Origin of the sequence: Nitrosomonas halophila (genome assembly GCF_900107165.1) — a bacterium.
Taxonomy (GTDB): domain Bacteria; phylum Pseudomonadota; class Gammaproteobacteria; order Burkholderiales; family Nitrosomonadaceae; genus Nitrosomonas; species Nitrosomonas halophila.
This window is the reverse complement of sequence record NZ_FNOY01000040.1, coordinates 1-26,602: the sequence shown is the minus strand read 5'-3', so window position 1 is coordinate 26,602 and position 26,602 is coordinate 1. Positions and strand designations below refer to the sequence as shown.

The 26,602-nt window shown below is 52.3% G+C and carries 33 protein-coding genes; 23 read left to right on the top strand and 10 right to left on the bottom strand.

The window, feature by feature from the left end; translation table 11 throughout:
* Positions 1–509: 509 nt before the first annotated feature.
* From BLV85_RS09700 to trfA, 8 genes are all read right to left on the bottom strand, one after another.
* A complete protein-coding gene (locus BLV85_RS09700) occupies positions 510–869 on the bottom strand; it encodes a HepT-like ribonuclease domain-containing protein (RefSeq protein ID WP_090414692.1) in 360 nt (119 codons plus the stop codon).
* Positions 866–1,156, bottom strand: a complete 291-nt coding sequence (locus BLV85_RS09695; protein ID WP_090414689.1) for a nucleotidyltransferase family protein — start codon at positions 1,154–1,156, stop codon at positions 866–868. Before BLV85_RS09695 ends, BLV85_RS09700 begins: the two co-directional genes overlap by 4 nt.
* 42 nt (positions 1,157–1,198) lie before the next feature.
* Positions 1,199–2,215, bottom strand: a complete 1,017-nt coding sequence (locus BLV85_RS09690) for a transcriptional repressor gene korB (protein ID WP_090414687.1) — start codon at positions 2,213–2,215, stop codon at positions 1,199–1,201.
* Complete coding sequence (locus BLV85_RS09685; RefSeq protein ID WP_090414685.1) at positions 2,212–2,976, bottom strand: ParA family protein; 765 nt, start codon at positions 2,974–2,976, stop codon at positions 2,212–2,214. Before BLV85_RS09685 ends, BLV85_RS09690 begins: the two co-directional genes overlap by 4 nt.
* 11 nt (positions 2,977–2,987) lie before the next feature.
* On the bottom strand, positions 2,988–3,275 hold the full coding sequence (locus tag BLV85_RS09680) for a TrfB-related DNA-binding protein (RefSeq protein ID WP_090414683.1): 288 nt from the start codon (positions 3,273–3,275) through the stop codon (positions 2,988–2,990).
* Positions 3,276–3,459: 184 nt separating this feature from the next.
* Positions 3,460–3,795 carry a KleE stable inheritance protein gene (gene kleE / locus BLV85_RS09675; protein ID WP_090414703.1) on the bottom strand — a complete coding sequence of 112 codons (336 nt, stop codon included), beginning with the start codon at positions 3,793–3,795 and terminating at the stop codon, positions 3,460–3,462.
* Between the two features lie 306 nt (positions 3,796–4,101).
* On the bottom strand, positions 4,102–4,356 hold the full coding sequence (locus BLV85_RS09670; protein ID WP_090414681.1) for a transcriptional regulator: 255 nt from the start codon (positions 4,354–4,356) through the stop codon (positions 4,102–4,104).
* A gap of 1,162 nt (positions 4,357–5,518) precedes the next feature.
* A complete protein-coding gene (gene trfA, locus BLV85_RS09665; protein WP_090414679.1) occupies positions 5,519–6,751 on the bottom strand; it encodes a plasmid replication initiator TrfA in 1,233 nt (410 codons plus the stop codon).
* A 272-nt stretch (positions 6,752–7,023) separates the two neighbouring features.
* On the opposite strand from trfA, the gene BLV85_RS09660 reads away from it, so the two are divergent.
* The 20 genes from BLV85_RS09660 to BLV85_RS09575 all read left to right on the top strand — a co-directional run bounded on the left by BLV85_RS09660 (position 7,024) and on the right by BLV85_RS09575 (position 21,454).
* A complete protein-coding gene (locus BLV85_RS09660; RefSeq protein ID WP_281245740.1) occupies positions 7,024–7,428 on the top strand; it encodes a transcriptional regulator in 405 nt (134 codons plus the stop codon).
* Positions 7,429–7,716: 288 nt separating this feature from the next.
* A complete protein-coding gene (trbB, locus tag BLV85_RS09655) occupies positions 7,717–8,685 on the top strand; it encodes a P-type conjugative transfer ATPase TrbB (protein WP_090414699.1) in 969 nt (322 codons plus the stop codon).
* 13 nt (positions 8,686–8,698) lie between these two features.
* On the top strand, positions 8,699–9,139 hold the full coding sequence (gene trbC, locus BLV85_RS09650) for a conjugal transfer system pilin TrbC (protein WP_090414678.1): 441 nt from the start codon (positions 8,699–8,701) through the stop codon (positions 9,137–9,139).
* Between the two features lie 3 nt (positions 9,140–9,142).
* Positions 9,143–9,454, top strand: a complete 312-nt coding sequence (locus BLV85_RS09645; RefSeq protein ID WP_090414676.1) for a conjugal transfer protein TrbD — start codon at positions 9,143–9,145, stop codon at positions 9,452–9,454.
* Entirely contained in the window at positions 9,451–9,972 is a 522-nt protein-coding gene (locus tag BLV85_RS15660) for a hypothetical protein (protein WP_245725163.1), read from the top strand. The genes BLV85_RS09645 and BLV85_RS15660 overlap by 4 nt, the downstream gene beginning before the upstream one ends.
* Entirely contained in the window at positions 9,962–12,010 is a 2,049-nt protein-coding gene (locus BLV85_RS09640) for a VirB4 family type IV secretion/conjugal transfer ATPase (protein WP_245725162.1), read from the top strand. The genes BLV85_RS15660 and BLV85_RS09640 overlap by 11 nt, the downstream gene beginning before the upstream one ends.
* On the top strand, positions 12,007–12,768 hold the full coding sequence (locus BLV85_RS09635; protein WP_090414674.1) for a conjugal transfer protein TrbF: 762 nt from the start codon (positions 12,007–12,009) through the stop codon (positions 12,766–12,768). Before BLV85_RS09640 ends, BLV85_RS09635 begins: the two co-directional genes overlap by 4 nt.
* 18 nt (positions 12,769–12,786) lie before the next feature.
* On the top strand, positions 12,787–13,680 hold the full coding sequence (gene trbG, locus BLV85_RS09630) for a P-type conjugative transfer protein TrbG (RefSeq protein ID WP_090414672.1): 894 nt from the start codon (positions 12,787–12,789) through the stop codon (positions 13,678–13,680).
* A 1-nt stretch (position 13,681) separates the two neighbouring features.
* Positions 13,682–14,119, top strand: a complete 438-nt coding sequence (locus BLV85_RS09625; RefSeq protein ID WP_090414670.1) for a conjugal transfer protein TrbH — start codon at positions 13,682–13,684, stop codon at positions 14,117–14,119.
* Between the two features lie 3 nt (positions 14,120–14,122).
* The gene (locus tag BLV85_RS09620) at positions 14,123–15,523 is read left to right on the top strand and encodes a TrbI/VirB10 family protein (protein WP_090414668.1); all 1,401 of its coding nucleotides are present in this window, start codon (positions 14,123–14,125) and stop codon (positions 15,521–15,523) included.
* A 16-nt stretch (positions 15,524–15,539) separates the two neighbouring features.
* Positions 15,540–16,310 carry a P-type conjugative transfer protein TrbJ gene (gene trbJ / locus BLV85_RS09615; RefSeq protein ID WP_090414666.1) on the top strand — a complete coding sequence of 257 codons (771 nt, stop codon included), beginning with the start codon at positions 15,540–15,542 and terminating at the stop codon, positions 16,308–16,310.
* Positions 16,311–16,322: 12 nt separating this feature from the next.
* Complete coding sequence (trbK, locus tag BLV85_RS09610) at positions 16,323–16,496, top strand: entry exclusion lipoprotein TrbK (RefSeq protein WP_090414664.1); 174 nt, start codon at positions 16,323–16,325, stop codon at positions 16,494–16,496.
* On the top strand, positions 16,481–16,657 hold the full coding sequence (locus BLV85_RS15225; protein WP_176974001.1) for a hypothetical protein: 177 nt from the start codon (positions 16,481–16,483) through the stop codon (positions 16,655–16,657). Before trbK ends, BLV85_RS15225 begins: the two co-directional genes overlap by 16 nt.
* A gap of 10 nt (positions 16,658–16,667) precedes the next feature.
* Positions 16,668–18,368: a P-type conjugative transfer protein TrbL gene (gene trbL, locus BLV85_RS09605; RefSeq protein ID WP_090414662.1), complete on the top strand. Its 1,701-nt coding sequence runs from the start codon at positions 16,668–16,670 to the stop codon at positions 18,366–18,368.
* Positions 18,369–18,387: 19 nt separating this feature from the next.
* On the top strand, positions 18,388–18,975 hold the full coding sequence (locus tag BLV85_RS09600) for a TrbM/KikA/MpfK family conjugal transfer protein (protein ID WP_090414661.1): 588 nt from the start codon (positions 18,388–18,390) through the stop codon (positions 18,973–18,975).
* Between the two features lie 11 nt (positions 18,976–18,986).
* Positions 18,987–19,598 carry a transglycosylase SLT domain-containing protein gene (locus BLV85_RS09595; RefSeq protein WP_176974000.1) on the top strand — a complete coding sequence of 204 codons (612 nt, stop codon included), beginning with the start codon at positions 18,987–18,989 and terminating at the stop codon, positions 19,596–19,598.
* Between the two features lie 28 nt (positions 19,599–19,626).
* Positions 19,627–19,896, top strand: coding sequence for a conjugal transfer protein TrbO (locus BLV85_RS09590; RefSeq protein ID WP_090414659.1), 270 nt, complete (start codon positions 19,627–19,629; stop codon positions 19,894–19,896).
* A complete protein-coding gene (locus tag BLV85_RS09585; protein ID WP_090414657.1) occupies positions 19,893–20,591 on the top strand; it encodes a TraX family protein in 699 nt (232 codons plus the stop codon). Before BLV85_RS09590 ends, BLV85_RS09585 begins: the two co-directional genes overlap by 4 nt.
* A 127-nt stretch (positions 20,592–20,718) precedes the next feature.
* Positions 20,719–21,039 (top strand): OmpA family protein, encoded by a 321-nt coding sequence (locus tag BLV85_RS09580; RefSeq protein ID WP_245725161.1) that lies wholly within the window; start codon positions 20,719–20,721, stop codon positions 21,037–21,039.
* 34 nt (positions 21,040–21,073) lie between these two features.
* Positions 21,074–21,454: a hypothetical protein gene (locus tag BLV85_RS09575; RefSeq protein WP_090414652.1), complete on the top strand. Its 381-nt coding sequence runs from the start codon at positions 21,074–21,076 to the stop codon at positions 21,452–21,454.
* Positions 21,455–21,788: 334 nt separating this feature from the next.
* On the opposite strand, the gene BLV85_RS15960 is transcribed toward BLV85_RS09575, so the two are convergent.
* Positions 21,789–21,854: an SEC-C metal-binding domain-containing protein gene (locus BLV85_RS15960; RefSeq protein WP_425433801.1), complete on the bottom strand. Its 66-nt coding sequence runs from the start codon at positions 21,852–21,854 to the stop codon at positions 21,789–21,791.
* Positions 21,855–22,212: 358 nt separating this feature from the next.
* Between BLV85_RS15960 and BLV85_RS09565 the strand changes: the two genes are divergently transcribed.
* From BLV85_RS09565 to BLV85_RS15465, 3 genes are all read left to right on the top strand, one after another.
* Entirely contained in the window at positions 22,213–23,226 is a 1,014-nt protein-coding gene (locus tag BLV85_RS09565; protein ID WP_090414649.1) for a hypothetical protein, read from the top strand.
* Positions 23,227–23,499: 273 nt separating this feature from the next.
* The gene (locus BLV85_RS09560; RefSeq protein ID WP_090414646.1) at positions 23,500–23,799 is read left to right on the top strand and encodes a hypothetical protein; all 300 of its coding nucleotides are present in this window, start codon (positions 23,500–23,502) and stop codon (positions 23,797–23,799) included.
* 2 nt (positions 23,800–23,801) lie between these two features.
* On the top strand, positions 23,802–25,478 hold the full coding sequence (locus BLV85_RS15465) for a cytidine/deoxycytidylate deaminase family protein (RefSeq protein ID WP_218132806.1): 1,677 nt from the start codon (positions 23,802–23,804) through the stop codon (positions 25,476–25,478).
* 162 nt (positions 25,479–25,640) lie between these two features.
* On the opposite strand, the gene BLV85_RS09550 is transcribed toward BLV85_RS15465, so the two are convergent.
* The gene (locus BLV85_RS09550; protein ID WP_245725160.1) at positions 25,641–26,492 is read right to left on the bottom strand and encodes an endonuclease; all 852 of its coding nucleotides are present in this window, start codon (positions 26,490–26,492) and stop codon (positions 25,641–25,643) included.
* Between the last annotated feature and the right edge of the window lie 110 nt (positions 26,493–26,602).

Sequence of the window (26,602 nt, the reverse complement as noted above, 5' to 3'; positions counted from 1 at the left end):
TTCTGCTTCCGAGGCGCTTTCCCTGCTCTTCGCTGGGAAACTGCCTGATTTTATGTTGCAGAATGACTGAGAGAAAGAATACGCTGAATAGTTACGATACTTTAACCTTAATCTGTTGTAACCATGTCGTCTGCTTGTTGGCACGCAGGCCTACACAACGTATCTATTCTGCTACAGATCAAGGTTGTCCTGAGTGATGTAGTCAATGATGTTATCCAGATCGGCCTCTGCCATTGCCGCCTAACCGTCTAATACGTCGCCTGCTGAGAGTTGTCCATAGTCAGTCCATTGTGTCTACATACATGTTAAATATCTAACCTCTATCCAACCCCAATTTTTGTATCGTTTGATTGCCGACTGCAGCAACGCTTCAGGTGACCCTTTGGTAATCACAACACTAGATAAAATAACCTCTCCTGCAACCAGTCTTTCACATTTAACCCGCTTTTCGGTTTGATGCAATCTAATAGATTCCATGCCAGCATTCGGATGTTTTAGTTCAACTTTTATCATTTCAGATCTTCGAGTACCTGTTGCACCTGCTGATACAGCTCCGGAAGATCACCGTGGATCGTTTTCCAGACAATTTCCAAGTCCACCTTGAAGTAGCCGTGCGCCACGGCATTGCGCATTTGATAGGCAAATGCCAGGGGCAATTCCGGGTGCGCGGCAGCGAACTCGGGATAGTGCTTCTCGATGTTGTTGCTGGCCTCGCCGATGATCTCGAAGTTGCGAATCACGGCATCCTGAGCCATCTCGTTCTCCAGGAACGCTACTTCGCCCATGTCATCGGTGTAGCGATCGATACGCTTGATGGCTTCGAGAATGTGCGCCAAATAGTCCAACAGTCGTTGTTGATCACGGCTCATATCGGGAGAGCCTCCGCAAGCACCTTGGACCGGAAGTTGTCGGGCAGCGCCCTGGGCGTCACCACGTCCACCGGCACGCCAAGCAGTTGAAGCAGCTCGTGCCGAATCGCGCCGATGTCAAAGAGGGTGGTTTCCGGCGTCGGGTCGATGAGGATATCCAGGTCGCTGTCCTCGGTGTCGTCACCATGGACAACAGAGCCGAAAACACGGGGATTACAGGCGCGGTGAGACGCCACCACGCGGCGGATGGCTTCTCGATTGGACGCTAAGGCAAAGGATGGTTTCATTACTTCGTTACTTCCTGTCAAGTTTCAGGGATATGGCAATTTCTAGCCTTCCAGCAGGGCCACCAGTTTTACCTGGGCCAGCTCAGCTTCGAACTCTTGGCCGTCATCCTCGTACTTCAACCAGGCGAAGCCCTCAGCTGGGGGTCGGCGGTTCAAGATGATGCGGGCCGAACGGCCATCATGCTCGACCTGGACGATAGCCTTTTTCAACCTGTCGGGGTTTTGCTCCTTTAGTTCCTTTTCCTTCTTAGCGTCTCCATTGCTTTCGGCATCGGTCTGGCCGGTGAAGGCATCGACCGTGTCGGCGTCCTGGCTGCGTTTGTCGTTCAGGAACTCACGCAGCAGCTTGACATATCCCCGCGTTATCTCCTGGATGTCGTCGGCCAGCCACGTCTCTACCTCGTCCGGGTTCTTCTTGTGGGCCGTCACTAACTCATTGATAACGGTCACGTCCTTGGCGCGGCCGCTGTTGAATGCTTCGGCAATTGACTCGGGCAAGTCCAGCAACGTGACGTGCTGCGTGACGAATGCTGGCGATTTCCCAATCTCCTTGGCGATCTCGCCTTTCTTCTTGCCTTTGGCCAGTTCGCGGCCAATGAAGTCGGCAATCTCGCGGGCAGTTAGCTCATTGCGTTGCAGGTTCTCGATTACCTGGTCGGCCTCGTTGTAGTCATTGTCAATGAAGGCCGGGATCGTATCCTTGAGAGCCAGCTTCGATGCACGGTAACGACGCGCACCGTGATTAATGAGGTAACGCCCATCGGCTTCGGGGTTCAACCGTACGGAAACGGGCGACTTTACGCCCCGCAAGCGAATGGTCGCGGCTAGTTCTTCTAGGCTCTCGGCCGAAAAGCCGGGGTTGTGCTCCTTTCGCGGCTGATTCGGATCTTCGTCAATCAGTTCCAAGGGCAATTCCTGCGGACCGACAGCGCTTGCATTGGCTGTCTGTGGCTCGTTCAGTAACCCGGCAAGGTCACCCAAGCTGTCCAGGCCCATACCGTCCGCCTTGGGATTATTTGCGGCCGTAGAGGCTATCTTCTTGGTCTGCATGGCGGTCATTGTGCAATCTCCATTTTCGTAAACACGTAGTTGGCCAGCCCACGCACTTCCTTGATGGCCTTACGCGCAGCCGTTTTCTTAATCTTCCATACCGGAACCTGCTCACCCAACGCCTGGGCAATACTGTCACGCGCTCCGACACTGAACGGCAGCACTAGTTGTGGGTATGCTTGCTGCAACGCGGCTAAATTGGCGACGTGGCGCGGTTTCCGGGCGTCCACCTTGTTCGGCACCATACCAAGGAACCGTAGTTTTGGGTTCTGCTTACGCAGGTTGCTGATGACGGCAACCATCTTCTTCATGCCCTGCAAGCTGTAGGCCTCCATTTCGACCGGTGAAAGCATGTAGTCAGCGGCCAGCACGGCCGCTGTCATGGCAACACCAAGGGAAGGGGCGGTATCGATCAGGCACACGTCGAAGAAATCGCCGAGCGCCTCGATGCTGGCCCGCAACGCCCGAGCTGCCTGTGCCAAGTCCATTTTATCTAGGTTGGCCAAGCTGGTATCAGCCGCAATCAGCGCAAGTCCGTCATTTTCCCGGCCGGAGAACCAGTTCCGCAGCTCGTCACCGGTAGCGGTGAACAATCGACTGGCGGAATAACCCGAATCATGACTATCTAGCGTCCAGCTCGCATTACCTTGAGTGTCCAGGTCGATCACGACCACACGCAAGCCGCGTTCTTGGAAGTCAAACGCCAAGTGACACGTTGCAAACGTCTTGCCCTGACCACCCTTCTGAATTGCCGTGACCAGTGTTTTCATTTCTTCAGTTCCTATTTTCTCTTGGCGTTTTCTGCCCACTTCTTCACAATGAATGCTTGGTATTCCGGCAGTACCGCTGCCACTTGCTCGAAGCCCTCGGGAAGATTCCCTTTCGTAGCTCCCCATACACGACTGACTGCCTGCGACACCGCCCCTTTTGACAACCCAAGCGAAGTTACAAACTCCGCTTGGGGCCGCCCTTCGACCAGCACACCACGCGCTATGTCGATAGTTCGTTGCCCAATTTTCAGGTCCTTGATAGCTGCCAGAAATTGGGCTTCGGTTAACCGTTTCTTCATGAAAAACACCCATATCGACTCCACACTCGGTTGTTGAACAACGGCGGTGCCAGCCGCCGAACCCGTGTAAAGTTTAGCTAAACTTTAGTGACACGTCAAGGGCTTTAGCGGCTAAAATCGTTATGTATTCAGCTTCTAATACCGGCTTAAGCGTTGTTCACCATTCATCAAGAGTTCGAGCACCTCACAATCCATTAGGCTTGTAGATTGAAACAAAGTAAGTGAGGGTAGTTAACGCGACAAAGTGAAGCAGAAATGTCCAGCCTGCATACACGCCAGATGTATTCCAGTGATAAATCATGCGGATAAACTGAAAGAACACCTCAATGGAAACCAGCCACTTGAGCACCGGCCAGACTAGGACTACCGCAATCCAGATGAACCGTAGCACTCCAGAAACATATGCCTTTCCCTTAGTGTTTGAAACTTTGTCTAGCTTGTCCTGATTAAACGAGGTAGCAGGCACCGGCGATACTGGCTCGACTTGCTCACTCCTGGGAAATTTAATAATGTTCGACATTGCTTGACCCTCCACCTCATTTGCGGGTTCAATACTGTTTGCTTCCACACTCGGAAGCGTGGCCACGGTGTGCCAGCACCTGGCCAAGCGCCCCGGATTACTCCGGGGCGCTCCTTTAACGCCAGGCAGCCGCTTAAATCTTGTTCTTGCCTATGTCCATTTAGAAACGCGCATTCGGCCTGCATCGCCGCGATACGATCATAGCAAAGACGATATGACCTAGTTATCAAGCGTTTCAGATAAAAATTATCTGATATATACGTGTATATTGACCTGAATTTAGCCGCTAAATTTTTCTTTTAGTGCTCAAGTATCTTTCCAAATAGTTCCCAGACCTGCGAAGTCACATAGCAGCGCCCACTCGGCATAGGGAATCGCGGTTTCTTCTCCGATCCAGCGTCTTACTGTGCGGTCACCCATGGTTCCAAGACCCAATGCTTTCGCCGCAGCCCCACCGGTAAAGCCAGCAATTCGCAGCACCTCCCGGATTTCTTCCCCGGTAGGCTGTTGCCAACGTAGTGCAGGGCGCAGGCATTCCAATCTGATGTTTGCTTCTGTCATAGCATGTTTTTTTCGGTATTAACTTGGCAATATACCTGCCCTTTAAGACTTATATTAGGGCATTATGCCCTAATTAGCAAGTAATTTAGCTAAACAATACTAATAATATTTCTTTATTTTTAGTAACTCTTGTTTTGGGCTAGATTGGCCGACTTTTTTCTTTTGGAGTAAACATTTAAGTTTTCGGTATGTGTTGATCTTTGATTAGTTGGTAGACGATAATTTTATTTTGATTTTAATGATTGGGAAGTTTAGAGGGGCGGTAGTTTCTTTGGGTATAGCGCATCGTAAGGGCACAAAATTTTCTTTTTCTGGCGCGTGTGCCAGATTTAGTGTATTGCAGCGCCGAAGGCGCTCCATTGTCGGGTTTTGCGTCGTGTTTGGTTTTTTTAGCTTGTTAGTGTTTCTGATTGCTTGGTTAAGGAATCTAGTTATATAAAAGGTTAAAATTGGTTAAAAACTGGTTAGGGGTTTAAAAAAACTCTGATAGGTTGTTGATAAACAGAGGTAAGATCAATGGGCATGCCCCTCAAGTGTTAATATTAAGACCCTTAAGTGTTAGTAATCGGCCCCTCAAGTGTTAAGAAAATCGCCCCTCAAATGTTAGTAGTTGTGCCCCTCAAATGTTAGTAGAGAATGGTACTTACTAACAGAGTTATCCACAATTCTTAAAGAAAACTTCCACAGGATCAGCTGAATAGATACCCTGGAACGTGGATGCGGTCCTTGATCCGGCTGAAATCGATCACCGCCCCTCAAGTGTTAGTAGTGCGCCGGCATGATTGGCCCCTCAAGTGTTAACAATCGCCCTTCATGTGTCATTGTCGGCAGAAATTGTCCCAAAACTATCCACATGGCCGCCGGCGTCCAGGCCGCACTCGACAGCTTTCACTCCCAATGGTCCAGTTGTTTCCTGGAAGGGCCACAATGCTTGCCTGCGAGCCGTTCGCCCAGAAGCTAGAGCTAAAGTCGGAAAGGCGATGGAAGACCGTGTGGCAGTGAAGAGTGGAAAGATTGGCGGCCTTGGTCGTCTGGTTCGATGCTCAGCAGGACATAGCCGGTTTTCGTGGCTGTAGCTGTGGTGTGCCCCTCAAGTGTTAATAATAAACAGGAGCAGAAGCCCCCGTTGGTCGATCCTGGCCAGCTTGGTCAACTCCCGAAATTACCGCTTGCAATGAACCAAGTCGTTGTTAATCCATGCGTGTTCGACCAGGCCGCTCTTGCGCAGCTCTTCGCACGCCTCGCCCACCTGCTCGCGCCACTTCTTCGGCCTGGCCGACTGCGAACCGCACATGAGCCGGAAGGTTTCCAGCTTCATCGGGAACGGCTCCTGGTGCGATGCGAAATAGTCGAACATGCGCCGGGCCGTGGGAGTTAGCTTGCGGTACTTCTCCCAAATGAACTTGCTGTAGTGATCGCCAGCGAACATGACAACCATTTCTTCGTCAATCTCGACCTGGCAGCGCGAATTGCGCGTGCCGCGATTCAGGACGCGGAAGCGGCGGATTAGGGATAGTGATTCGAGCTGTCCGATCCGTTTCGATGAAAACTGCATCGCGGACGCTTGCAAGCGGCTAAGGCACTCTTCTGCCTTCGCGTAGTACCGGCTGTTGATCGACCAGTCCAAGTCCTGGCAAAGCTCGTAGAACGTGAATGAAACGGGGTCGCCCAGCGGCGACCGCTTCGCATACTCAAGGATTTGTTGCCACACCAGTTCGTCATCCTCGGCGCGCAGCTCGACGCCGGTATACGTGATGGAAACGTCCTTGTTGACGTGGAATATTTCCTTTCCCTGTAGGGCCTCGCGCGGCACGCGCTTGTTGCGCGTGGTGAAGAGGGCCGACCGGGCGTAATCGTTGGGCAGGGCGCGCATGGTGTCGGGCCACGGCGCAATGTCGAATAGCGATAGCTGGTACTGTTTGATCTGCTGCTTGGTCTGCTTGAGCAAGGCGGCCTGCTTCGCTTGGCTGACCTGCTCGGCCAGTTCGCTGCTGGCGGCACCGGCTTTGCTTTGTTTCTTCGCGGCCATTGCGTCGCTCCGTTTATTCTGGGCCAATTTAGCCACCTTGTGCGCCACGGCATTAATAACAGTGCACCGTTCTTCTTGAATGCCCATAGTCGCCCCAGGCGCGGCTGACTCGGCGACTATCCGTCGGGATCGTGCTACGGCTGCACTATCCTTCACCGGCACGTCGCGCTGTTCCTCCGGCGTGTTGACCAATCGGTCAGCCAGCGTCTCAAAGTGTGAACCGGCCGTGTGCTTGGTTTTCCCAGTGTTGCCGTAAGCTCGGCGGGCCTGCGCCATACGAGCGGCAAGGTTGGCCGCGTCACTGGCACTTAATCCGCCCACGATGAGCTTGCGTTTATATTCTTGCTCGTCGAATTGATCCGGCATACCGTTTCCCTATAAGCATAACACCCAACCGAAGCCATGCGCTTTTGTGATTGCTCCAGTTTCTTACCGGCGGCATTCCGCCACACCTGATTGACAAGCAGGATCAAATATCACTCGGCTGCTAGAATCACTATGCTTAATCTCGATATCACGGGTAATATTACCGATAAATTGGAATTGGTTGTGGCTCACTATATGTCTCCCTTGCTGCTGGAGTACATAGTTTAGCTATACCAATTATGAAGATCAAGAACTTTAGCGGCTAAAATTATATGTCTCCTCACGATAAGGCAGTCAACCCGGTGCACATATACATCTTCTTTACTAACGTCCTCCGTATCCTTGATGAGCAAGGTATGACAAAAAATGAGCTCTCCGAACGGTCGGGGGTGTCGATCTCTTTTCTTTCCGACCTCACGACCGGAAAAGCCAATCCGTCACTCAAGGTAATGGAAGCCATCGCAAGCGCACTAGAAACACCGCTGCCGCTTCTCTTGGAGTCAACCGATTTGGACAAGGACACCTTAGCAGCCCTGGCCGGCGGAAAAGCTCCCAGCAGCTTACCCGCCGGCTATGAAAGGGTGTCGGCGATACTTCCCGAACACCGGGCTTTTGTGGTCAGAAAATGGGGTGAAGAAACAAGAAAGAAGCTAGGAGGAAGAAACGCCAAGAAATGAGGAAAGATCGGACAGCAGCATGGCTCGTTCAGACATAAAGCCACGCCCAAAGACATTTTAGCCGCTAAAGTACGCCGGGGTAGCTCAACCCCCGGAACCCCCATCAAAGCAAGCTGTATCGGCGCTATGGACACGCCCGATTATTACGGTGTGTTGCGAGCAATATACAAAAAATTCAAAAATTCTGATTTTTACATATCCATATTGTTGCGTAGTGGATCATTTCGGTATATCGTGTTCGACTATACAGTCATTGAACACTGAAAAGCACATCAGGGGGTAAACGTGGTGATCGATTCAAAAGAGCACGACAGCATCAAAGAACGCGCTAAGAAGAAGCTCGAAAGGGACATGGGACCAATGCTATTAGAAGCCCTGCACGACCCTAAAACAGTTGAGATTCTGCTCAACGAAGACGGCAAGCTGTGGATTGAACGTCAAGGCCAGCGTTTGCAGCGGCTTGACAATTTGTATCTTCGGCGGGCGCAAGCACAAGCCATCTTAGAAACCGTTGCCGGCTATCACGGCAAGGAAATCACCAAAAACAGTCCCTTACTTGAAGGCGAATTCCCCATCGACGGCTCGCGCTTCGCGGGCCAACTCGGCCCGGTAGTAGCTGGGCCCGTATTTGCGATCCGCAAGAAACCTATTGAGGTATATACGCTCGCGCAATACGTTGAATCCGAAATCATGACCGCAGCACAAGCGCAGTCAATTCGGGACGCCGTTGCGGCACACAAAAACATTCTAATAATTGGTGGTACTGGCTCAGGCAAGACAACGCTGGTCAATGCGATTATTCAGGCGATGGTTGATAACGATCCACTGGAACGGTTCGTTATCATTGAGGACACCGGCGAAATCCAATGCACGGCTGAAAACTTTGTCCAGTACCACACCAGCATTGACGTCAGCATGACCATGCTGCTGAAAACTACTTTGCGTATGCGTCCTGACCGTATCCTGGTTGGCGAAGTCCGGGGCGAAGAAGCCCTAGATCTGCTCGACGCCTGGAACACTGGCCACCCTGGCGGCGCTGCCACCCTTCATGCAAATAGTGCATCGGAGGGTTTGACTCGTTTGAAGTCGCTTGTTTCTCGGAATAAGTCGGCTCCATCGGAGATTGAACCGCTGATAGGCGAGGCGGTTCATGTAGTCGTTCATATCGCCAGAACCCCGGATGGCTCGCGTCGTATCCAGGGAATCCTAGAGGTTTCAGGGTATGTCAATGGCCACTATAAAACTGTGTCTCTTTAAGGAGTTAAGATCAATGCAACAAATACTCTTCCCGTCATTCCGTCTCGACCAACGCGCACTGTTTTTCATCGGTCTGGCTGTTGTCCTGGCGTTTTTCCTGCTAGCTCCCCAGCACGCTTTTGCCTCCCAAGGCACCGGCGGCTCACTGCCTTATGAAAGCTGGCTGACGAACCTGCGAAACTCCGTCACCGGCCCGGTTGCTTTCGCGCTGTCGATCATCGGCATCGTAGTCGCTGGGGGCATCCTGATCTTCGGCGGTGAACTCAACGGTTTTTTCCGCACGTTGATTTTTATCGTCTTGGTCATGGCCCTGTTGGTTGGCGCACAAAACATGATGAGTACTTTCTTTGGCCGTGGTGCAGAAATCGCAGCCCAAACCGATGCGGCGCTGCTCCAAATCAAGCTGTCCGTGCTGGACGATACTTACTTCTCTAGCGAAGCAGTGGCAGGGTGAATCATGTCTCTGCGCGCAATCCGCATTCGTAGGGCCGGCAACCGAGAAAACTTGTTCATGGGTGGAGATCGTGAGCTGGTCATGTTCTCGGGCTTGCTAGCCGCGGCGCTGATTTTCAGCGCCCAAGAAGTACGAGCAACGGTGTTCGGCTTTGGGTTATGGTTCGGTGCGCTTTTTGCATGCCGACTCATGGCCAAGGCAGATCCCAAGCTACGCCATGTGTACCTCAGACATCGCCGCTACAAAGGGTACTACCCAGCGCGTAGCACGCCTTTTCGTGACAACACGCCAACTCAAGGGAAGCAATACAAATGATTGAGTCAGTCGCATTTGCCATTGCTGTCCTCGGTGCGGTTTTGTTGCTCATCCTGTTTACCCGCATCCGGGCAGTAGATGCCGAACTGAAACTGAAAAAACATCGCTCGAAGGATACCGCACTAGCCGACTTGCTCAATTACGCCGCGATGATCGATGATGGCGTAATTGTGTGCAAGAACGGTTCTTTTATGGCCGCCTGGCTGTACAAGGGGGATGACAACGCTAGCAGCACCGATGAACAGCGAGAAATGGTGTCGTTCCGTATCAACCAGGCTCTAGCTGGTCTGGGTAGCGGCTGGATGGTGCATGTCGATGCTGTACGCCGTCCGGCTCCCAATTATTCCGACCGTGGGCATTCAAATTTCCCCGATCCGCTATCTGCTGCGATAGAGGAAGAGCGCCGGCAGTTGTTCGAGAGCTTGGGCACGATGTATGAAGGCTATTTCGTACTGACCCTTACCTGGTTCCCCACCGCTCCTTGCCCAGCGCAAGTTTATCGAACTCATGTTCGATGACGATGCAGTAATACCTGACCACAAGGCCCGCACGATGGGGCTTATCAAGCAATTCACCCGTGAGATAATCAGCATCGAATCGCGGATATCCTCGGCCGTGAAGCTGTTTCGCCTGCGAGGTCAAAAGGTAGTCACGGAAGAAGGTACACAAGTCACGCATGATGACTTCCTATCGTGGCTGCAATTTTGTATCACTGGCCTACATCATCCGGTGCAACTCCCCAACAACCCGATGTATCTGGACGCCTTGATCGGCGGGCAGGAGATGTTTGGTGGCGTAGTACCCAAGGTCGGCCGCAACTTTGTCCAAGTCGTAGCTATCGAGGGCTTTCCATTGGAGTCAACACCGGGCGTTCTGACCGCCCTGGGAGAATTGGCTTGCGAATACCGTTGGTCATCTCGTTTCATTTTCATGGATCAGCACGAAGCCGTGGCCCACTTAGACAAGTTTCGCAAGAAATGGCGGCAAAAGGTACGCGGTTTCTTCGACCAGGTGTTCAACACGAACAGCGGTATTATTGACCAGGATGCTCTTTCGATGGTTGGTGATGCCGAAGCCGCTATTGCCGAAATCAATAGCGGAATGGTAGCCGCTGGGTATTACACGAGCGTCGTCGTACTAATGGATGAGGATCGCACCCACCTGGAACAGTCTGCCCGCCAAGTAGAAAAAGCCATCAACCGTCTGGGCTTCGCTGCTAGAATCGAGACGATCAACACGCTGGACGCCTTCTTGGGCAGTTTGCCAGGACATGGTGTCGAGAACGTGCGCCGTCCACTCATCAACACCATGAACCTAGCCGATCTGCTGCCTACCAGCACGATCTGGACAGGATCGGCCAGTGCGCCTTGCCCGATGTACCCGCCACTGTCGCCGGCGCTTATGCACTGTGTCACGCATGGCGCAACGCCATTCCGGTTGAACCTGCATGTGCGCGACCTGGGCCATACCTTCATGTTCGGCCCGACTGGCGCGGGCAAATCAACGCACCTGGCCATCATCGCTGCCCAGCTCCGGCGTTATACCGATATGTCTATCTTTGTCTTTGATAAGGGCATGTCGATGTATCCGCTAACTGCCGGTATTCGAGCCAGCTCCAAGGGGAAAAGCGGCCTGCATTTCACCGTGGCAGCCGATGATGACCAGCTCGCGTTCTGCCCTCTGCAGTTCCTAGATACCAAGAAGGATCGTGCTTGGGCGATGGAATGGATTGACACCATTTTAGCGTTAAATAGGGTGGAAACCACGCCCACCCAGCGCAACGCAATTAGTAATGCGCTCTTTAGCATGCACGATAGCGGCGCACATACGCTCTCCGAGTTCAGCTTAACGATTCAGGATGAAGTGATCCGCGATGCCATTAAGCAATACACAGTGGACGGCACGATGGGCCACTTGCTGGATGCTGAAACGGACGGGCTTTCACTGTCCGATTTCACAGTCTTTGAAATCGAAGAGTTGATGAACATGGGCGAGAAATTTGCGCTGCCTGTGCTGTTGTATCTCTTCCGCCGGATCGAACGTGCCCTTCACGGCCAGCCCGCCGTCATCATACTTGACGAAGCCTGGTTGATGCTCGGTCATCCGACGTTCCGCACTAAGATTCGAGAATGGCTCAAGGTGCTACGTAAGGCGAACTGCTTGGTTCTTATGGCCACGCAAAGCCTCTCTGACGCAGCAAACAGCGGCATTTTAGATGTGATCGTGGAATCGACCGCAACTAAGATTTTCTTGCCGAATGTGTACGCCCGCGATGAGGACACGGCCGCACTGTACCGGCGCATGGGCCTGAATGCACGCCAAATAGAAATCCTAGCCACGGCCATACCGAAGCGCCAGTACTACTATGTGTCGGGGAACGGCCGCCGACTGTATGACCTTGCTTTGGGGCCTCTGGCATTAGCCTTCGTCGGAGCGTCAGACAAGGAGTCGGTCGCCACTATCAGAAGCCTGGAAGCCAAGTTTGGCGATGCCTGGGTGGATGAATGGCTGGCTAGCTATAGCCTGAATCTCAATGACTATTTGGAGGCCGCATGAGCTTTTCAGAATCGATCAAGGGCTTGATTTTAAAGAAGCCCGCCGTCCAGCAATTGCAGGAAGCAACGGAAGCCGCAACGCATAATAGCGGGCTTGAAAACCCTTATTTAGCGGCCCGCCGCACCTGGAACGAGCATGTTGGCTCGGTCGTCTCGTCGCGCCAGACCTGGCAAGTCGTCGGCATTCTGGCAATGTTGATCGCACTCGCCAGCGTCGGCGGTGTGATCCATATTGGCAGCCAGTCGAAGTTCATTCCCTATGTTGTGGAAGTGGACAAGTTAGGCCAGACCATTGCGGCTGGGCCGGTCACAGCGTCCGACAAGGCCGATCCGCGCGTAATTCACGCAACGGTTGCCGACTTCATCATCAGCGCGCGCATGGTCACGCCAGACATTGCTTTGCAACGCAAGGCCGTTTTCAAGGTGTATGCGCATCTGTCTCCGAATGATCCAGCCACGGCAAAAATGAATGAATGGTTCAACAGTGATGACGAAGCCAGCCCATTCAAGCGCGCCGCGAAAGAAATGGTAAACATCGAAATCAAGTCGGTAATCCCGCAGTCGCCGGATACTTGGCAAGTGGATTGGGTGGAAACCACCCGCGACCGCCAAGGGACGTTGAAAGGCCAGCCCGAAACACTGCGCGCTCTTGTCACTGTCTATATCGCCGAACCAACTTCGCAGACCACGGACGAGCAACTACGCAATAACCCGATGGGGATTTATGTGCGTGATTTTTCCTGGTCACGCCTTCTTTAATTACGAGGCTAATTCATTATGAACAAGTCAATCTTTGCTGTGCTCGCCGTAGCAGCCCTGTCGATCCCAACCGTAACTCTTGCCGCCGATGATCTGGCCGACAAGTTTTTCTCCAACAACAACCCGACTTTGACTCCGCAGGAAAAGGCGGCCATTGCCATCGCCAAGCGGTGGGAAGCTGGATCGACAACTGGTATGAAGCCGGTAGCCGGTGCCAATGGTGCTATCAAGTTCTTATATGGCGCGCATCAGCCCAGCATCGTTTGCGCGGTACTCCAGGTGTGTGATGTGGCTTTGCAGGCCGGCGAGCAAGTCAACTCGATCAACCTGGGTGATACGGCCCGCTGGACGGTTGATCCGGCCATCACCGGTAGTGGTGCCGGTGAAGTCCAGCACCTCATCATCAAGCCAATGGATGTGGGTTTGGAAACCAGCCTGGTCGTGACCACGAACCGCCGTACCTATCACATCCGGTTGCGCTCGCACCGTACGCAATACATGCCGCAAGTCTCGTTCACGTATCCCGAGGATGCACTTGCGAAGTGGGACGCGATCAAATCGCGCGAAGTGCAACACCGCTCCGACAACACAATTCCTTCCACCGGCGAATACCTGGGTAATCTTTCATTTGATTACGATTTGACCGGCTCGGCTTCCTGGAAGCCTGTGCGCATATTCAACGATGGCCACAAGACCATCATCCAAATGCCACGCTCAATGGAGCAAACCGAAGCGCCGACTCTACTTGTCGTACGTCGGGATGGTGGCCTGTTCCGTGACGCTGAAACTGTGATGGTCAATTACCGCGTCCAAGGCGACCGCTACATCGTGGATGCGGTATTCGACAAGGCAATCCTGATTGCCGGCATCGGCAGCAGCCAAGACCGCGTGACCATTACAAGGAGAAATTGACATGCGAAAGATTATCATTGCCTCGTTGTTCGCGCTCTCGCTGGCCGGCTGCGCAACGACGGGCAAATATGGCAACTTCGTTCCGGCAGCAGCTAACCAACAGCAAATTGCCTCTGACGCCGTTCAGCAGCTCGCCACACTGTACCCGCCTGCCAAGACACGTTTCGAGTTACAACAGGCCACGCCTGACGCCTTTGGAATAGCCTTGATCAACTCACTGCGTGAACGCGGCTATGCCCTTTTGGAGTTCAACCCGGTCAACCAGGCGCAAGCCTCAATAGCCACGGCAGCCTTGCCGCTGCGCTACGTATTAGATCAGGCCGGCCCCGCGGGCCTGTACCGTCTGACCCTATTGGTCGGCAGTCAATCCATCACTCGCCCCTACCTGAAAGAAAACGGCTCGTTTGTGCCTGCCGGTTATTGGGTACGCAAGGAGTAAACCATGAGCAAAACAGCCGATCAAATGGCACCTGATGTCTCGCCGGGTACGATGTCGAACAAATCCGGTGTTCGACGCGTCAATAACGTGCCTATGTACCTGCTGGCCGGTGTGCTTGGCCTGTTCCTGCTGGTCATGGCCATGGTCGCAGCGGATCGTTCAGCGAAGCAGAACGAGCCTGCAATCGACCCTCAGGAAAGAGCTGGCAACACGTCAATGTTCGCCCAGGAAATCGCCGGCGATCAGACTGAAGGCATCGTTGCTCCGGCGAAAGCCTTGACAATACCCGACATGCCGACCACGCAGACCGCAGATCCGATGCTGATTGCTCGACCAGACAACCTGGACGTGCCACCGGCCCCGCCATCGGGCGGCCAGCATCTAGATCAACCTGCCAATGATGATGAAGCCCAGCGCATCCGCATAGCGAAATTGCAAATGCTGGAAGACGCGATCAAGGCAAAAACCACAGTTCAATTTATCGCGCCGCGTAGCTCTGGATCGGCTCCTGGCGGCAACACGTCCCCACCGCAATCCCGCGACGAAATGCTGGCTCGTTTGGCAGCGGTTCGCCAGCAGATTGACTCCCAGCGTGCCGAGGACCCTACGGCCGCTTACCAGGCCCGACTGGAGCAGATACGCAGTTCCGGCGTAGGTGGTGGGGTAGGAGTTGGTAGTGGTACGTCCTCTGGTGCTCCCACGCTGTTGCAGGCCTCGGCATCGACCGGCGGTGGCAATAACTACTCGCAATTTGCAGCTGGTAGTGAAGCCGATCGCTGGAAGCTAGATTCACAATTGGAAGCCCCGCGATCGCCGTTCGAGCTACGCGCTGGCTTCGTTGTGCCGGCCACGCTGATTTCGGGAATCAACTCCCAGTTGCCTGGCCAAATCATGGCCCAAGTCAGCCAAAGCGTGTATGACACGCCCACCGGTAAGCATCTGCTGATTCCGCAAGGATCGCGCCTGGTGGGCATGTATTCGAGTGATGTGGCATACGGACAATCTCGGGTACTGATTGCCTGGCAGCGCATCGTATTCCCGGACGGAAAGGCAATGGATATTGGTTCGATGCCAGGCGCGGATGGGGTGGGCTATGCTGGCTCCAAGGATCAAGTCAACAACCATTACTTCCGGGTATTCGCATCGGCCTTCCTTATGTCCGGTGTGACTGCCGGTATTACCATGAGTCAAAACGCTAACCGCAACTCGGTCTTTGGTCGTCCTACCGCTTCTAGCGCGATGAGCGAGGCGCTAGGTCAGCAGCTCGGTCAAGTGACCGCGCAGATGATCGCCAAAAACCTGAACATCGCTCCCACTTTGGAAATCCGTCCTGGCTATCGCTTCAATGTGATTGTCACCAAGGATATGACATTTTCGAAACCCTATCGCTCGTTTGATTACTGACGCCATGGAGAAAAAAATGAAGCAGAAGTTTTTAGCCGCTAAAGTCGCTGTTGTTGTGGCATTGACAGTTGGAGCATTTAATACCCCGTCTGTCCATGCCGGCATCCCTGTGTTCGACAGTGGGAATTTGAAGCAAAATATCATGACTGCTGTCGAGTCGGTAGCGCAAACGCTCAAGCAAATCGAGCAGTACCAGACCCAACTGCAGCAGTACGAAAACATGCTGCAAAACACGTTGGCCCCAGCGGCATATATCTGGGATCAGGCGCAATCCACGATGGCCAAGCTGTTAGCCACGCAGGACACGCTAGCTTACTACCAAAACCAGCTTGGCAGCCTCGATACCTACTTGGGTAAGTTCAGGGACGTGTCCTATTACCGCAACTCGCCGTGTTTCAATGGTTCGGGTGGCTGCACACCTGCAGAGAAGGCAGCGATGGAAGAAAACCGTCGTCTGGCCAACGAAAGCCAGAAGAAGGCCAATGATGCTTTGTTTCGCAGCTTGGACAAGCAGCAAGACGCGCTGACCTCTGACGCCCGTACCCTGCAACAACTACAGGGCAGGGCGCAGGGCGCGACTGGCCAGCTACAGGCCATCGGCTACGCCAACCAGCTCGCCAGCCAGCAGGCCAACCAGCTCTTGCAGATTCGCGCCATGTTGCTTGCCCAGCAGAACGCGATTGCAGCCAAAGCGGCCACCGATCAAGATCAAGCCGCCCGCGACCAGGCGATGGAGAGCTCGATGACCAAGGGCTCTTACAATATGCCCACACCACAAACTTTCTAATCAGGAGGCCAGATGAAATCTAATACCATCATTTTGACCTTGGCTACTCTGACTTCGGTGTTGTTGGCAGGATGTAGTGATGATCGTTATTCGGTCACCGATGAGCACTGCAAGCCGGAGTATTGGCAACAGCTTCCCGATAACCCTGAGCGTGAAGCTCTCATTGAAGCGTGCATGACGCGATGAAGGCGCTGATTCGAGTTGGTCTGGAGATGGTCATTGTCCCGGCAGCTCTAACGGGCTGTTGGGACAGAAAAAACACCTCTATCGTGCCAACTGCGAAACTATGCAACCCGGATTTTTACCAAGCCCTGCCAGCTGGTAAGCAACGCGACAATCTGGTCTAGGAGAAAAACCATGAAAGATCGCAGTGCTTGGTTTGCGATAGCAGCGTCGGTCATTTTATTTATCGCTGCCCCCGATTCTTTTGCAGGTACTCCGGGCAATGCCAATGTCGGCTTTTATGACGAAATATTACGCCGCTTTCAAAACGCAGCTACCGGCTGGCAAACCGTTATCACTAACGCCGCGTCCTGGTTGTTCTGGACACTCGTTTTGATTTCGATGGTGTGGACGTTCGGCATGATGGCCTTGCGTAAGGCTGACATAGGCGAGTTTTTCGCTGAGTTTGTACGCTTCACGATCTTCACGGGCTTTTTCTGGTGGCTGCTTATCAACGGGCCCAACTTTGCCACGTCGATCATGCAGTCGCTTTCTCAGCTCGGCGCGTCGGCAGGGGGGTTGCCCTCCACACCGGGCCAGCTTGGCCTCACACCTTCTGGAATCGTGGATATTGGTTTTAAGATATTCGGGCAGATTATCGACAATATGTCGTTTTGGCCTAACAAATTCCACCTAAGCCTTATGGGCGGCATCATGGGCTTGGGCATCCTGATCATGCTGTGCCTTATCGGCATCAACATGTTGTTGCTCTTGGTGTCGGCTTGGTTTCTCGCGTATGCAGGCATCTTCTTTCTCGGATTTGGTGGATCACGTTGGACTTCTGACATGGCGATTAACTATTACAAAAGCGTGTTGGGCCTGGCCATACAAATCCTGGCAATGGTGCTTCTGATTGCCATCGGCAAGACATTCCTTGACCAGTATTACGCAACCATACAAGACGATATTGCCGCTACGAATCTGAAATCAATGGCTGCGCTTTTGATGGCGTGCATTGTTCTCTTGGCGCTGACTTCGCGGATACCCCCTCTTCTAGCCGGTATCATTACTGGCGCAGCCATAGGCGGCGGCGGCGTTGGAAGTATAGTTGGCGCAGGCACCTTGGCAGCGTCCGCCGGCATTGCCGGTGCAGCTGTAGCGACTGGCAGCGCAGCTCTGGCTGCTGGTAGTGCAGCAGCCGCCGGTGGTGCGCAGGCTATCATGGCCGCCTACTCTAAGGCCGCCGAAAACGCATCGAGCGGCAACAGTAGCAGCAATCTTATGTCGGCATTTAGCGGCGGCGGCGATGGCGATGCCGGCGGTAGTGATGAAGCTGGTACTGGTGACACGCCGTTTGCTCAAGCCGCCGGTTTCGGTAGCGGCTCTGGCAAGTCATCTAGCGGTACATCATCGGTCAGCACCGGCGGCGGTTTCCTGTCATCAGCCGCCAAGGCAGGCCGGATCACGGCTGACGCAGGCGGCATCTTGGCCAAGGCCGCCGGATCGGTGGCAATGACCAAAGCTTCCAGCATCAAAGAATCGGCAATGACTCGAATTGCCGACACAACAGGCGGAAAGATCGCCTCCGCGATCAAGGGCACCGGGGCCACGGCTATCGCCGACGACAATGTAGGCGCAGCTCTGCGTGCTAGAAGCGAGTTTACCGGCAACAACTTAGGCGGCAACGCCGGAGACAGTGATTGGATCGACCAAACGGCGGGATTCAGCGCGCTATCGGAAGCCGACCAGGCCAAGGCCAGCGAATCCCATGCGTCATGGCAAGCCGAAAACCCAGAAGAACGAACCTTCGGGATCGAAGATTACGTGTCGTATGTCCAGGAGCGGCAACAGGAGAGAAATGCCGAAGCCGCTAGTTTCATCAATAAGAAGGCGTAAAGCCTGAAAGGAGCTATCCATGAATAAGAAACTGCTTTCCCTTGTCATCGCTGTGGCGGCCCTCAGCTTGGCCGGTACGGCCAGCCCGCAGGAAGTATTGACAGGCGACACCCGCCTTGCTTGCGAAGCGGTGTTGTGCCTTTCCTCGGGCACCAGACCCAGCGAATGCGCGCCGTCTCTCAATCGCTATTTCAGCATCACGGCCCGTACGCTCTCGAACACTCTCAGGAAGCGTCGGAACTTCCTTAACTTGTGCCCCGAATCGAACCAGACACCAGAAATGGCCTCGCTTATTTCCGCGCAAGTCAATGGAGCCGGCCGGTGCGATGCGCAGTCGCTCAATGTTTCGCTGGTTATGTGGCGTAGTAGCTGGGATGGCGGGGAAAGGTATATCAGCAACCGGATGCCGGATTATTGCGCGGGATACACCGGTCATGCATATACCGACTTTGAGTCGAGCGGCACCATGCCTCGATATGTTGGTACACAAGAAAATGGTGGGTTTTGGGCCGAAGCGAAGGACTACGAACGCTCTCTAGCAGAATACAACACCCGGCTGGAAGCGGAACGCCAGCGTAATCGCGAAAACAGTTGGTTGCAGCGGTAAGGGGAAGGGACATGTTGCCATTCTTTGTTGATATGCCGCCGCAGATTCAGGAGCGCGTCGTGTGCTCGATATCGGCTGCTGTCAAGTATGAAATCCCGGCCAATATTGTGTTAGCTGTGGCCGAAAAAGAGGGAGGCAAACCGGGCCAATGGGTGCGCAACTCGAATGGGACTCATGATGTAGGCCCCATGCAGTTCAACACGAAATACTTACGTGACCTGGCTCGCTACGGGATCACGGCAGACGATGTAGCAGCGAGCGGTTGCTACTCGTATGACCTGGCTGCCTGGCGGTTGCGGATGCACATTCGCAACGACAAGGGCGATCTGTGGACGAAAGTCGCTAACTATCACTCGCGCACGCCTCGTTACAACACTGTTTACCGGGCCGACTTGATCCGCAAGGCGACCAAATGGGCCTATTGGCTCGAAGCTCGCTTTGTGACCCTAGACGTGATGAAAGAGGGCGCTACGGCTTCCCCAGTGACTGTTGAGCAAGTGGCCCAGCAAACGACTGTAGAGGCCCCAGCGTCCGCACCAGCGCAACATAAACACGCAGTAAATAGCTCGGTGAACTCTTCCAGCTATGTACCGCGCTCAATATCGTTTAGCTCGCGGGATTAAGCGCTGGCCTTTATTTGGCGGCTAAAGCATGGACAAATTCCACAACTTCATGATGCGCTACATGCTGGGCCTTTGGAGTTGCATTAGTGGCTATTGCAAGTGGGCCGAATCGCAAGCAAAGAACGACAAGGATTTGCTTGTACTCGGCATCGGCCCGGTCTTTGTCCTGGGCCTGCTCCTATGGTCGTTACCAGGCTGGATCGGCAAGCCCATTGCCTTCATCTTGTCACTGCCTGCGCTTTACCTGGCCTTCCTGGTACTACGCACTTACTCCGTTCGGACGGGAAAGTGGAAATGAAACCACTGCACATGTCGAACGGTTCACTGGAACTGTTGAAGTGGCTCGCGCTGGTCTTAATGACCGGCGATCACGTCAACAAGTACCTGTTCAACGGCACCATTGATTGGCTGTTCACCGCCGGTCGGCTCTGCTTGCCGATCTTCGTTTTCGTCCTTGCGTACAACCTGGCCCGCCCTGGCGTATTTGAGCGCGGAGCCTATCCCCGCACGATGAAACGCATGGCGCTGTTCAGTGCTGCCGCCTCGGTACCATACATCGCCTTGGGTGGTCTTGGTGGTGGGTGGTGGCCGCTCAATGTCATGTTCACGCTGCTGGTCATTACTGCCACGCTGAACCAGGTACAGCGTGGCGATATCGGCAACTTGGTTGCCGCCGGCCTGCTGCTCCTGCTCGGTGGTAGCGTTGTCGAATACTGGTGGCCGGCCATCATTCTCGGTGTTGCCGTTTGGTCTTATTGCAAGCGCCCCACCTGGATAGCCGCGGTAGTCGCGCTACTGGCCCTGGCCACACTCTGGTTCATCAATCGTAACCTGTGGGCTTTGGCGGTGTTGCCGCTGCTCCTGGTGGCTTCACGCCTCGATCTGCCCATGCCACGCCTGCGCTGGGTGTTTTATACCTATTACCCGCTGCATCTGGCCGTGCTCTGGTTGATTCGTATCCCTATGAGCAAAGCCGGATACCTATTCTTATGATTAGAGAGTCTGTCCGATGTGTAAAGCATTTTTCCTTGTCTTTTCCCTACTGTCAATGATCTTCACTCAAGGTGCAATAGCTGACGACTATGGTACTTCCCAAAACACGCCCATTTCTTTGATGGTGATGGTTTCCTTCCCAGATAGCAGCACCACGTTCCAGCCGCCGGCAGACGTTGCCGCAGTACTCGATGACGCTCGTGCCGCCTCGTTGATCTATATCAACGGCCGCACCAGCACAAACCGGCCCAGCGCCCGCGATGAAATCCTAGCATTGAAGCGCGCCCTGTCGGCGCGCAGGTATCTGGTAGATCGTGGCGTGGCGCCGCTCAAGGTCATGGTGAACTTTGCATCGGCGACCGACTACGTAACCGAGAACATCACACCCGAAGGGCGCTACCAGAACCAACGCGTCGAAATCGAACTCATCTACGCGCCCATATTATAAAGCTTCAGTTTTTCAATCAAAAGGAGATTGCAACATGAAATCCATAAACCGCTTTGCCTTTGCCTTGCCGATCCTGGCCCTTACTGGTTGCGTTGCCTTGGACCCGGTCATGGTGACGGAAACACTGCCTCAAATTTGCCAAGCCGCCAAGAACAACCAGGTGCAAGCCAATAGCACTTATGTTGGCATGAGTCTGACCATGACCGGCGAAGTCCGGTCAGTCAATGAAGGCTTCCAGCCCCGTTATCGTGTGCTCTTGAAGGCTGGCAAAGTGTCGATTCACGCCGGCACCGATAACAAGGCAAGCGTCACTGCGCTGACGGTCGGCAAGACCGCTCGCGCTTCCGGTATCATTACGGACGTGTCCAACGATTTCAACGGCTGCGCAATCTCGCTAAAAGACGCGACGTTCTAAGTTGGGGTAGACCCAACAGTCGTGTCACTAGCCGCCATTTCGATCACGGCAATGCCAGCCAGACATTCATGTGCAGATGGATGAGGTCGACTGGTGACTCGGATGGCGGGTGATATACGAGCGCTGTGACACCTTCATGGGGTGGCTCAGCAGCCTGACCGGACGGCGAGCCTCGGTCCACCTCACGTATTCGTCATGTCAACTTCGAATCCGCTCGCCCGACGGCACTCGACCCCTTCAGGTCGATCAGTTCCTTTTGAGTTCAACGACCGGTTAAAGGGTGGAACCGCCTCCTACGAATGGCGACATGCGTTCGCTTCACCGACCAAACGGCCTAATCAAGCTTGCCGTGGCAATATTTGTATCGCTTACCGGAACCACAGGGGCACACGCTGTTTATCAGTGCTATGTGGTTGTCATTTTAAAGTCAACTAAGGTTGACTATTCATTATGCTATGAACTGCTGACGAGAAAATTGATATGTAAGAATTTCTATAAATAACCTATAAATATAAGTTTTATTCCGTACTAGATATTAGTATCTGTGCCTTATTCTTGCTTCCGCCGACATAAAACAAGCCCATGACCAGGCATGCCGTCGTATTTGTTTATTAGCGGTTGGTTAGTTTGATCGTTATTTATTTTGAAATACAACGTAATACCCAGATTTCTATTGAGCTATACGACATTGCATACACAATTATTGGACAAAATGTCTTATACATTACGTTAGCTCCGCCATTTCAGGAGTAGCCAAATTGAGCCAGCCAAAGAAAATATACCTATCCGAGTTCGCGGTGAATTTATTCTCCGGAAAATGGATAATCATATCCGCAAATCAATTGATGGCTGGCGGAACAATGGGCGAAAAAGAGCAAGAGGTGGCCAACAATTCTCACATTTATTTAATTTGCAAGACTCCGTCAATATCATTTTCAAATAAATCATTCAGCTACATAAATGGTATTGCAAGCGGTCACATAAATTACAAAGTAGATGGAGAGGTCAGAGAAAAGGAGTTTTCTTTTGAATTCCCTTTGCTTGATGGTGCCGTGGAGGTAAAGCTCGCCAAATACCCTCATCGAGAGTTCTCAGCATACGATGCCAACGGAAACGAAGTTCGATACCTTCCAGCCAGCGTAGTAAGCGTGTGTACGGGATGGCATCTGAGCAACAATGAGTTGAGGGATTTAGAAGTTTTATACGTAGGACAAGCCTACGGCGATGGTAATAGAAGTGCATTTGATCGACTTAAAAGCCACTCTACCCTTCAAAAAATACTGGCCCAAGCCAGCTATGACTCCCCTGATAGCGAAATTGTAGTTCTAACTTTTGAATACGCACCATATAGAGTAATAAGTCAAATAGACGGTAGAGCCAAAGACGTAATTTCAGATTACAGAGACATTGATCGCTTCAGAAACATAATTAACACACCTCTTACTGAATACCAGCAAATATGCTTGATTGAGGCAGGTCTTATTAGGTACTTCCAGCCATATTACAATTCATTTTACAAAGATAACTTTCCAAACGACAAGCACAAGATATTGGAAAGCTGCTACGACCTAGATTTTTCTGGGTTAATTGTTGAAATTAATACGGAAGAACTTAGATATTGTCTATTCTCCGAAAAAGCTAGGCCAAACTTTCATCATATATGCCAAATTGACATTCTTGATCCAGATAAACGATGGGGATTTTTTCATTATTCAAACGGTGATGGAAGTGTATTCAAAATGCCAGAAGTAATACAACGGGCCTCAAAGTGATAACCTGGCGCTCAACCTCGCTCCCTTCGGTCGCTCTGGGCGCTGCGCGATAAAGCCGCGCAGCGCCGGTTAGCTCTACGTTATGCAGCACGAATAGGGCATTGCCGCATGCTGTCGGTCGAGCAGATCAAATGAAGATGGGCGAACTGTGAGATGTGGATAGCTTCGCTAAGGACGATACGACGTTCCAGTGCAACACACCCAAAGTAGATGCTGATGGTGAAAGGCTAGCTATGAATCAAGACTGGATTCTCCATAAATAAGAAACTCACCATGACCAATTTCGAATTCATGAAGGAAGAGTATTTATCTCTACGTAGAGAGATCGAAGCTTCGATTTCTGAGTTGGCCACACTTGAACGGCAATGCGTATTAGCTACCGCTGGAATCTATAACAAGCATGCAAAAGGTTGGGAACATTTCCATTACCAGGCAACAAGAAATAAGTTCCGCACCAAGGTAAGAGTTGCTGCTTGGCTCACCCTGATTGCTCTCACCATTTTTATTGCATTTCACGGATCAACAATTGTGGCCGAGCCCAAATGTCACTCAGAGAACAACCTATGCCGATAGCTATGGGGCCACGACCCAACACGAACTACCTCAAGTCAGCAATCGGGCGCATCTACTGCGATGACGATGACTTCATCATCATCGGACTTACAGGGCGAACCGGCAGTGGCTGCAGCACTGCGGCAAGGATTCTTCAATCGAATGCCGAGGATATCCGACACAGCCTGTTCTCTGGCGAAAACCCCGACTCTAACGAACAAAGAAAAGAGCGGATTCTTCTTCGGTACTTCAGAGCTACCTGGACACCGTTCCTACTCATACAAGTTCGCGCTCTTATTACAACGTTTCTCTTGGATGCTGAAATTGAGAAAGCGATCAATAAATTCCGGGAACTGCTTCCGACACCAGAGAAGCAAACTGAGTTCACAAGACTACTCGAAGAAATACGAACGCCCTATCAAGCGATCCTTAATAGGGCTGGCGATGTAAATGCAACAGAGTACTACACTAGAACCTTACCAATTAAATGCGAAGAGCTACGAGCAACCCTCGGGGAAAGCAGCTTCGTTAGCCTCTACCAGGTTATTGGCAAAAACATTCGCTTGTCAGGCGACCCATATAAATCGACGCTAGTCGAAGGGAAGTTCTTTACCTTAGCAGAGCGAGTAAATTCGGTTATCAAACAAATTCACGACGAGCAACGAGCCCGCAGTCAACAAACCTTCATCGTCGTTGACGCGATCAGAAATCCCCTTGAGGCACTATTCTTCCAAGACCGTTATTCATCGTTTTTCTTGCTGGCGGTTTCAGCGCCCGAACCCGACCGGCAGGCGCGGCTGAGAGCGCAGAAATACTCGGAATCTGACATAGCATCGATCGACAAGATCGAGTACACACCACGTGACCTTGACGAAACTGAGTTTTACTCAGTCCAAGACATTCAGGCCTGCCTCCAGCGCGCCGACCTCTACATAAGTAACCCGAATGTCACAGCGAAGGTGAACGAGTTTCAGAATCTAGCAAATCAACTACTTCGATTTATTTCTTTGATTCGAAGGCCGGGAATTGTCACGCCCTCCGCGCTTGAGCGATGTATGCAGATCGCTTACACCGCAAAACTTAATTCGGGATGCATATCCCGTCAAGTAGGCGCGGTCGTGACGGACATCAACTTTTCAGTTCGCTCCATCGGATGGAATGACGCACCGCATGGTCAAGTTCCATGCAACCTTCGGAACCGAGACGATCTGCTTGCGGGATCAGATTCTTCAGCCTACAGCGAATTCGAGAGAACAGATGGAAAGTATCTTGGTCATTTCAAGAAAAGCAGCAAACGCTTTGCCATAGTACCGAAGGATGGGCGAAACAACGCTTTCTGCTTTAAATCTGAGTACAACGCGTTCAAAGATGAGAAGAACCAAGTTCACACGCGCTCACTGCATGCGGAAGAGAACGCTTTCCTGCAGATATCAAAGTATGGCCTTTCGTCTATTGAAGGCGGCTTACTATTCACGACCGCTAGCCCGTGCGAGTTGTGCGCCAAGAAAGCATACCAACTCGGAATTACAGAAATCTTCTACATTGATCCATATCCAGGCATTGCAGTTGGTCATATTTTGCAAGGCGGGTCAAAAAACCCCACTTTAACGCTGTTCTCAGGCGCTATTGGGCGTGCGTTTCATAAACTCTACTCGCCGATCGTGGCCTACAAGGACGAATTGAATGCGCTTACCACCTAGCTGCGCGGTGACGCCTAACCACTCGCCGCACGATCCAATACAACAACACCGAAGCCCATATGAATCCCTACGTCCGTGTTCTCCAGACTGAATTGCCCAGGATTTTGAATTGCCCCGGGTTTTGAGGAGGCTCCATTTCTTGAGAGAATGGAGCCATTCACTTCAACGGCAGTTTCCTGCCAGGCGATAACCAGCCGCTTCAGCTTTTTCTCGTGAAAAAAACGGAACCTGATTCTTTTTAGATATTTTGTCGTAACTCGGACAACCGTCTGGCAGGTGGTAAACGTTACTTTTCTTGTTACCAATAATCTGCTTGCCAGTATTTATCTTTATCGCTGATTGCTGAACACCTCGCAGTCCTTCACGTGAGGGCTTCTGATCCAAGGTCCAGATTCTTTCCCTGGTAACGTAAGGATTATCGTGTCCCATGAGTTTGGCAATGCGACTGTCCCGTTCCTGCTCCCATTCAGTTACCGGATATTGATGATCCCACGCCATAAGAATACGTTGCTGGGTTCTGGACATGGATAGGCCGTAACGGTCGTACATATAAAAGGTAGTTCGTGCCACAAACCCTTTTACTGCGTCTCTGGGCTCCGTCGTCTTGTCTTTGAAATTAGTGCGCGTTGTGCACCGTCCGTATTGGTTAGGCATCGTTTTCGAAACCATGCCGTACAGGAAATTACTTCGATCGCCATTAACTTCCCCGATCGCTGGAGCCAGGTTGTGAAGATCTGCTTCCATTATTCGAAAGACAGGATCTGAACCAGTGCAATTTTTCCTGCTGCCATGTTGCCAGCACTGGCGCTGATGCCCCATCACCCATGCCGGGACAATATGCTCCCATTCAATACGCGCTGCCCGGAACGCATTTCTGCGCGGTGTATAGCCACATGACGCCAGATTAACTTTACCGCCCGATTTACCTGTCCATACCCATTTACAACCGCAATATAATGTTCCCTGTTCAGATTGATTGCGGTCGTAACCCAAGTTCGCAGCTTTTTCCCCCAAAACCACCCAAAACCCCCCAAAACCCCCCATTTTTGCTCTAAATCAGAAAAAAATTCTTTTATAATCAATAGCGATTATTTCTGCAGGGTGATGTAGTGCCATTTTTAGTA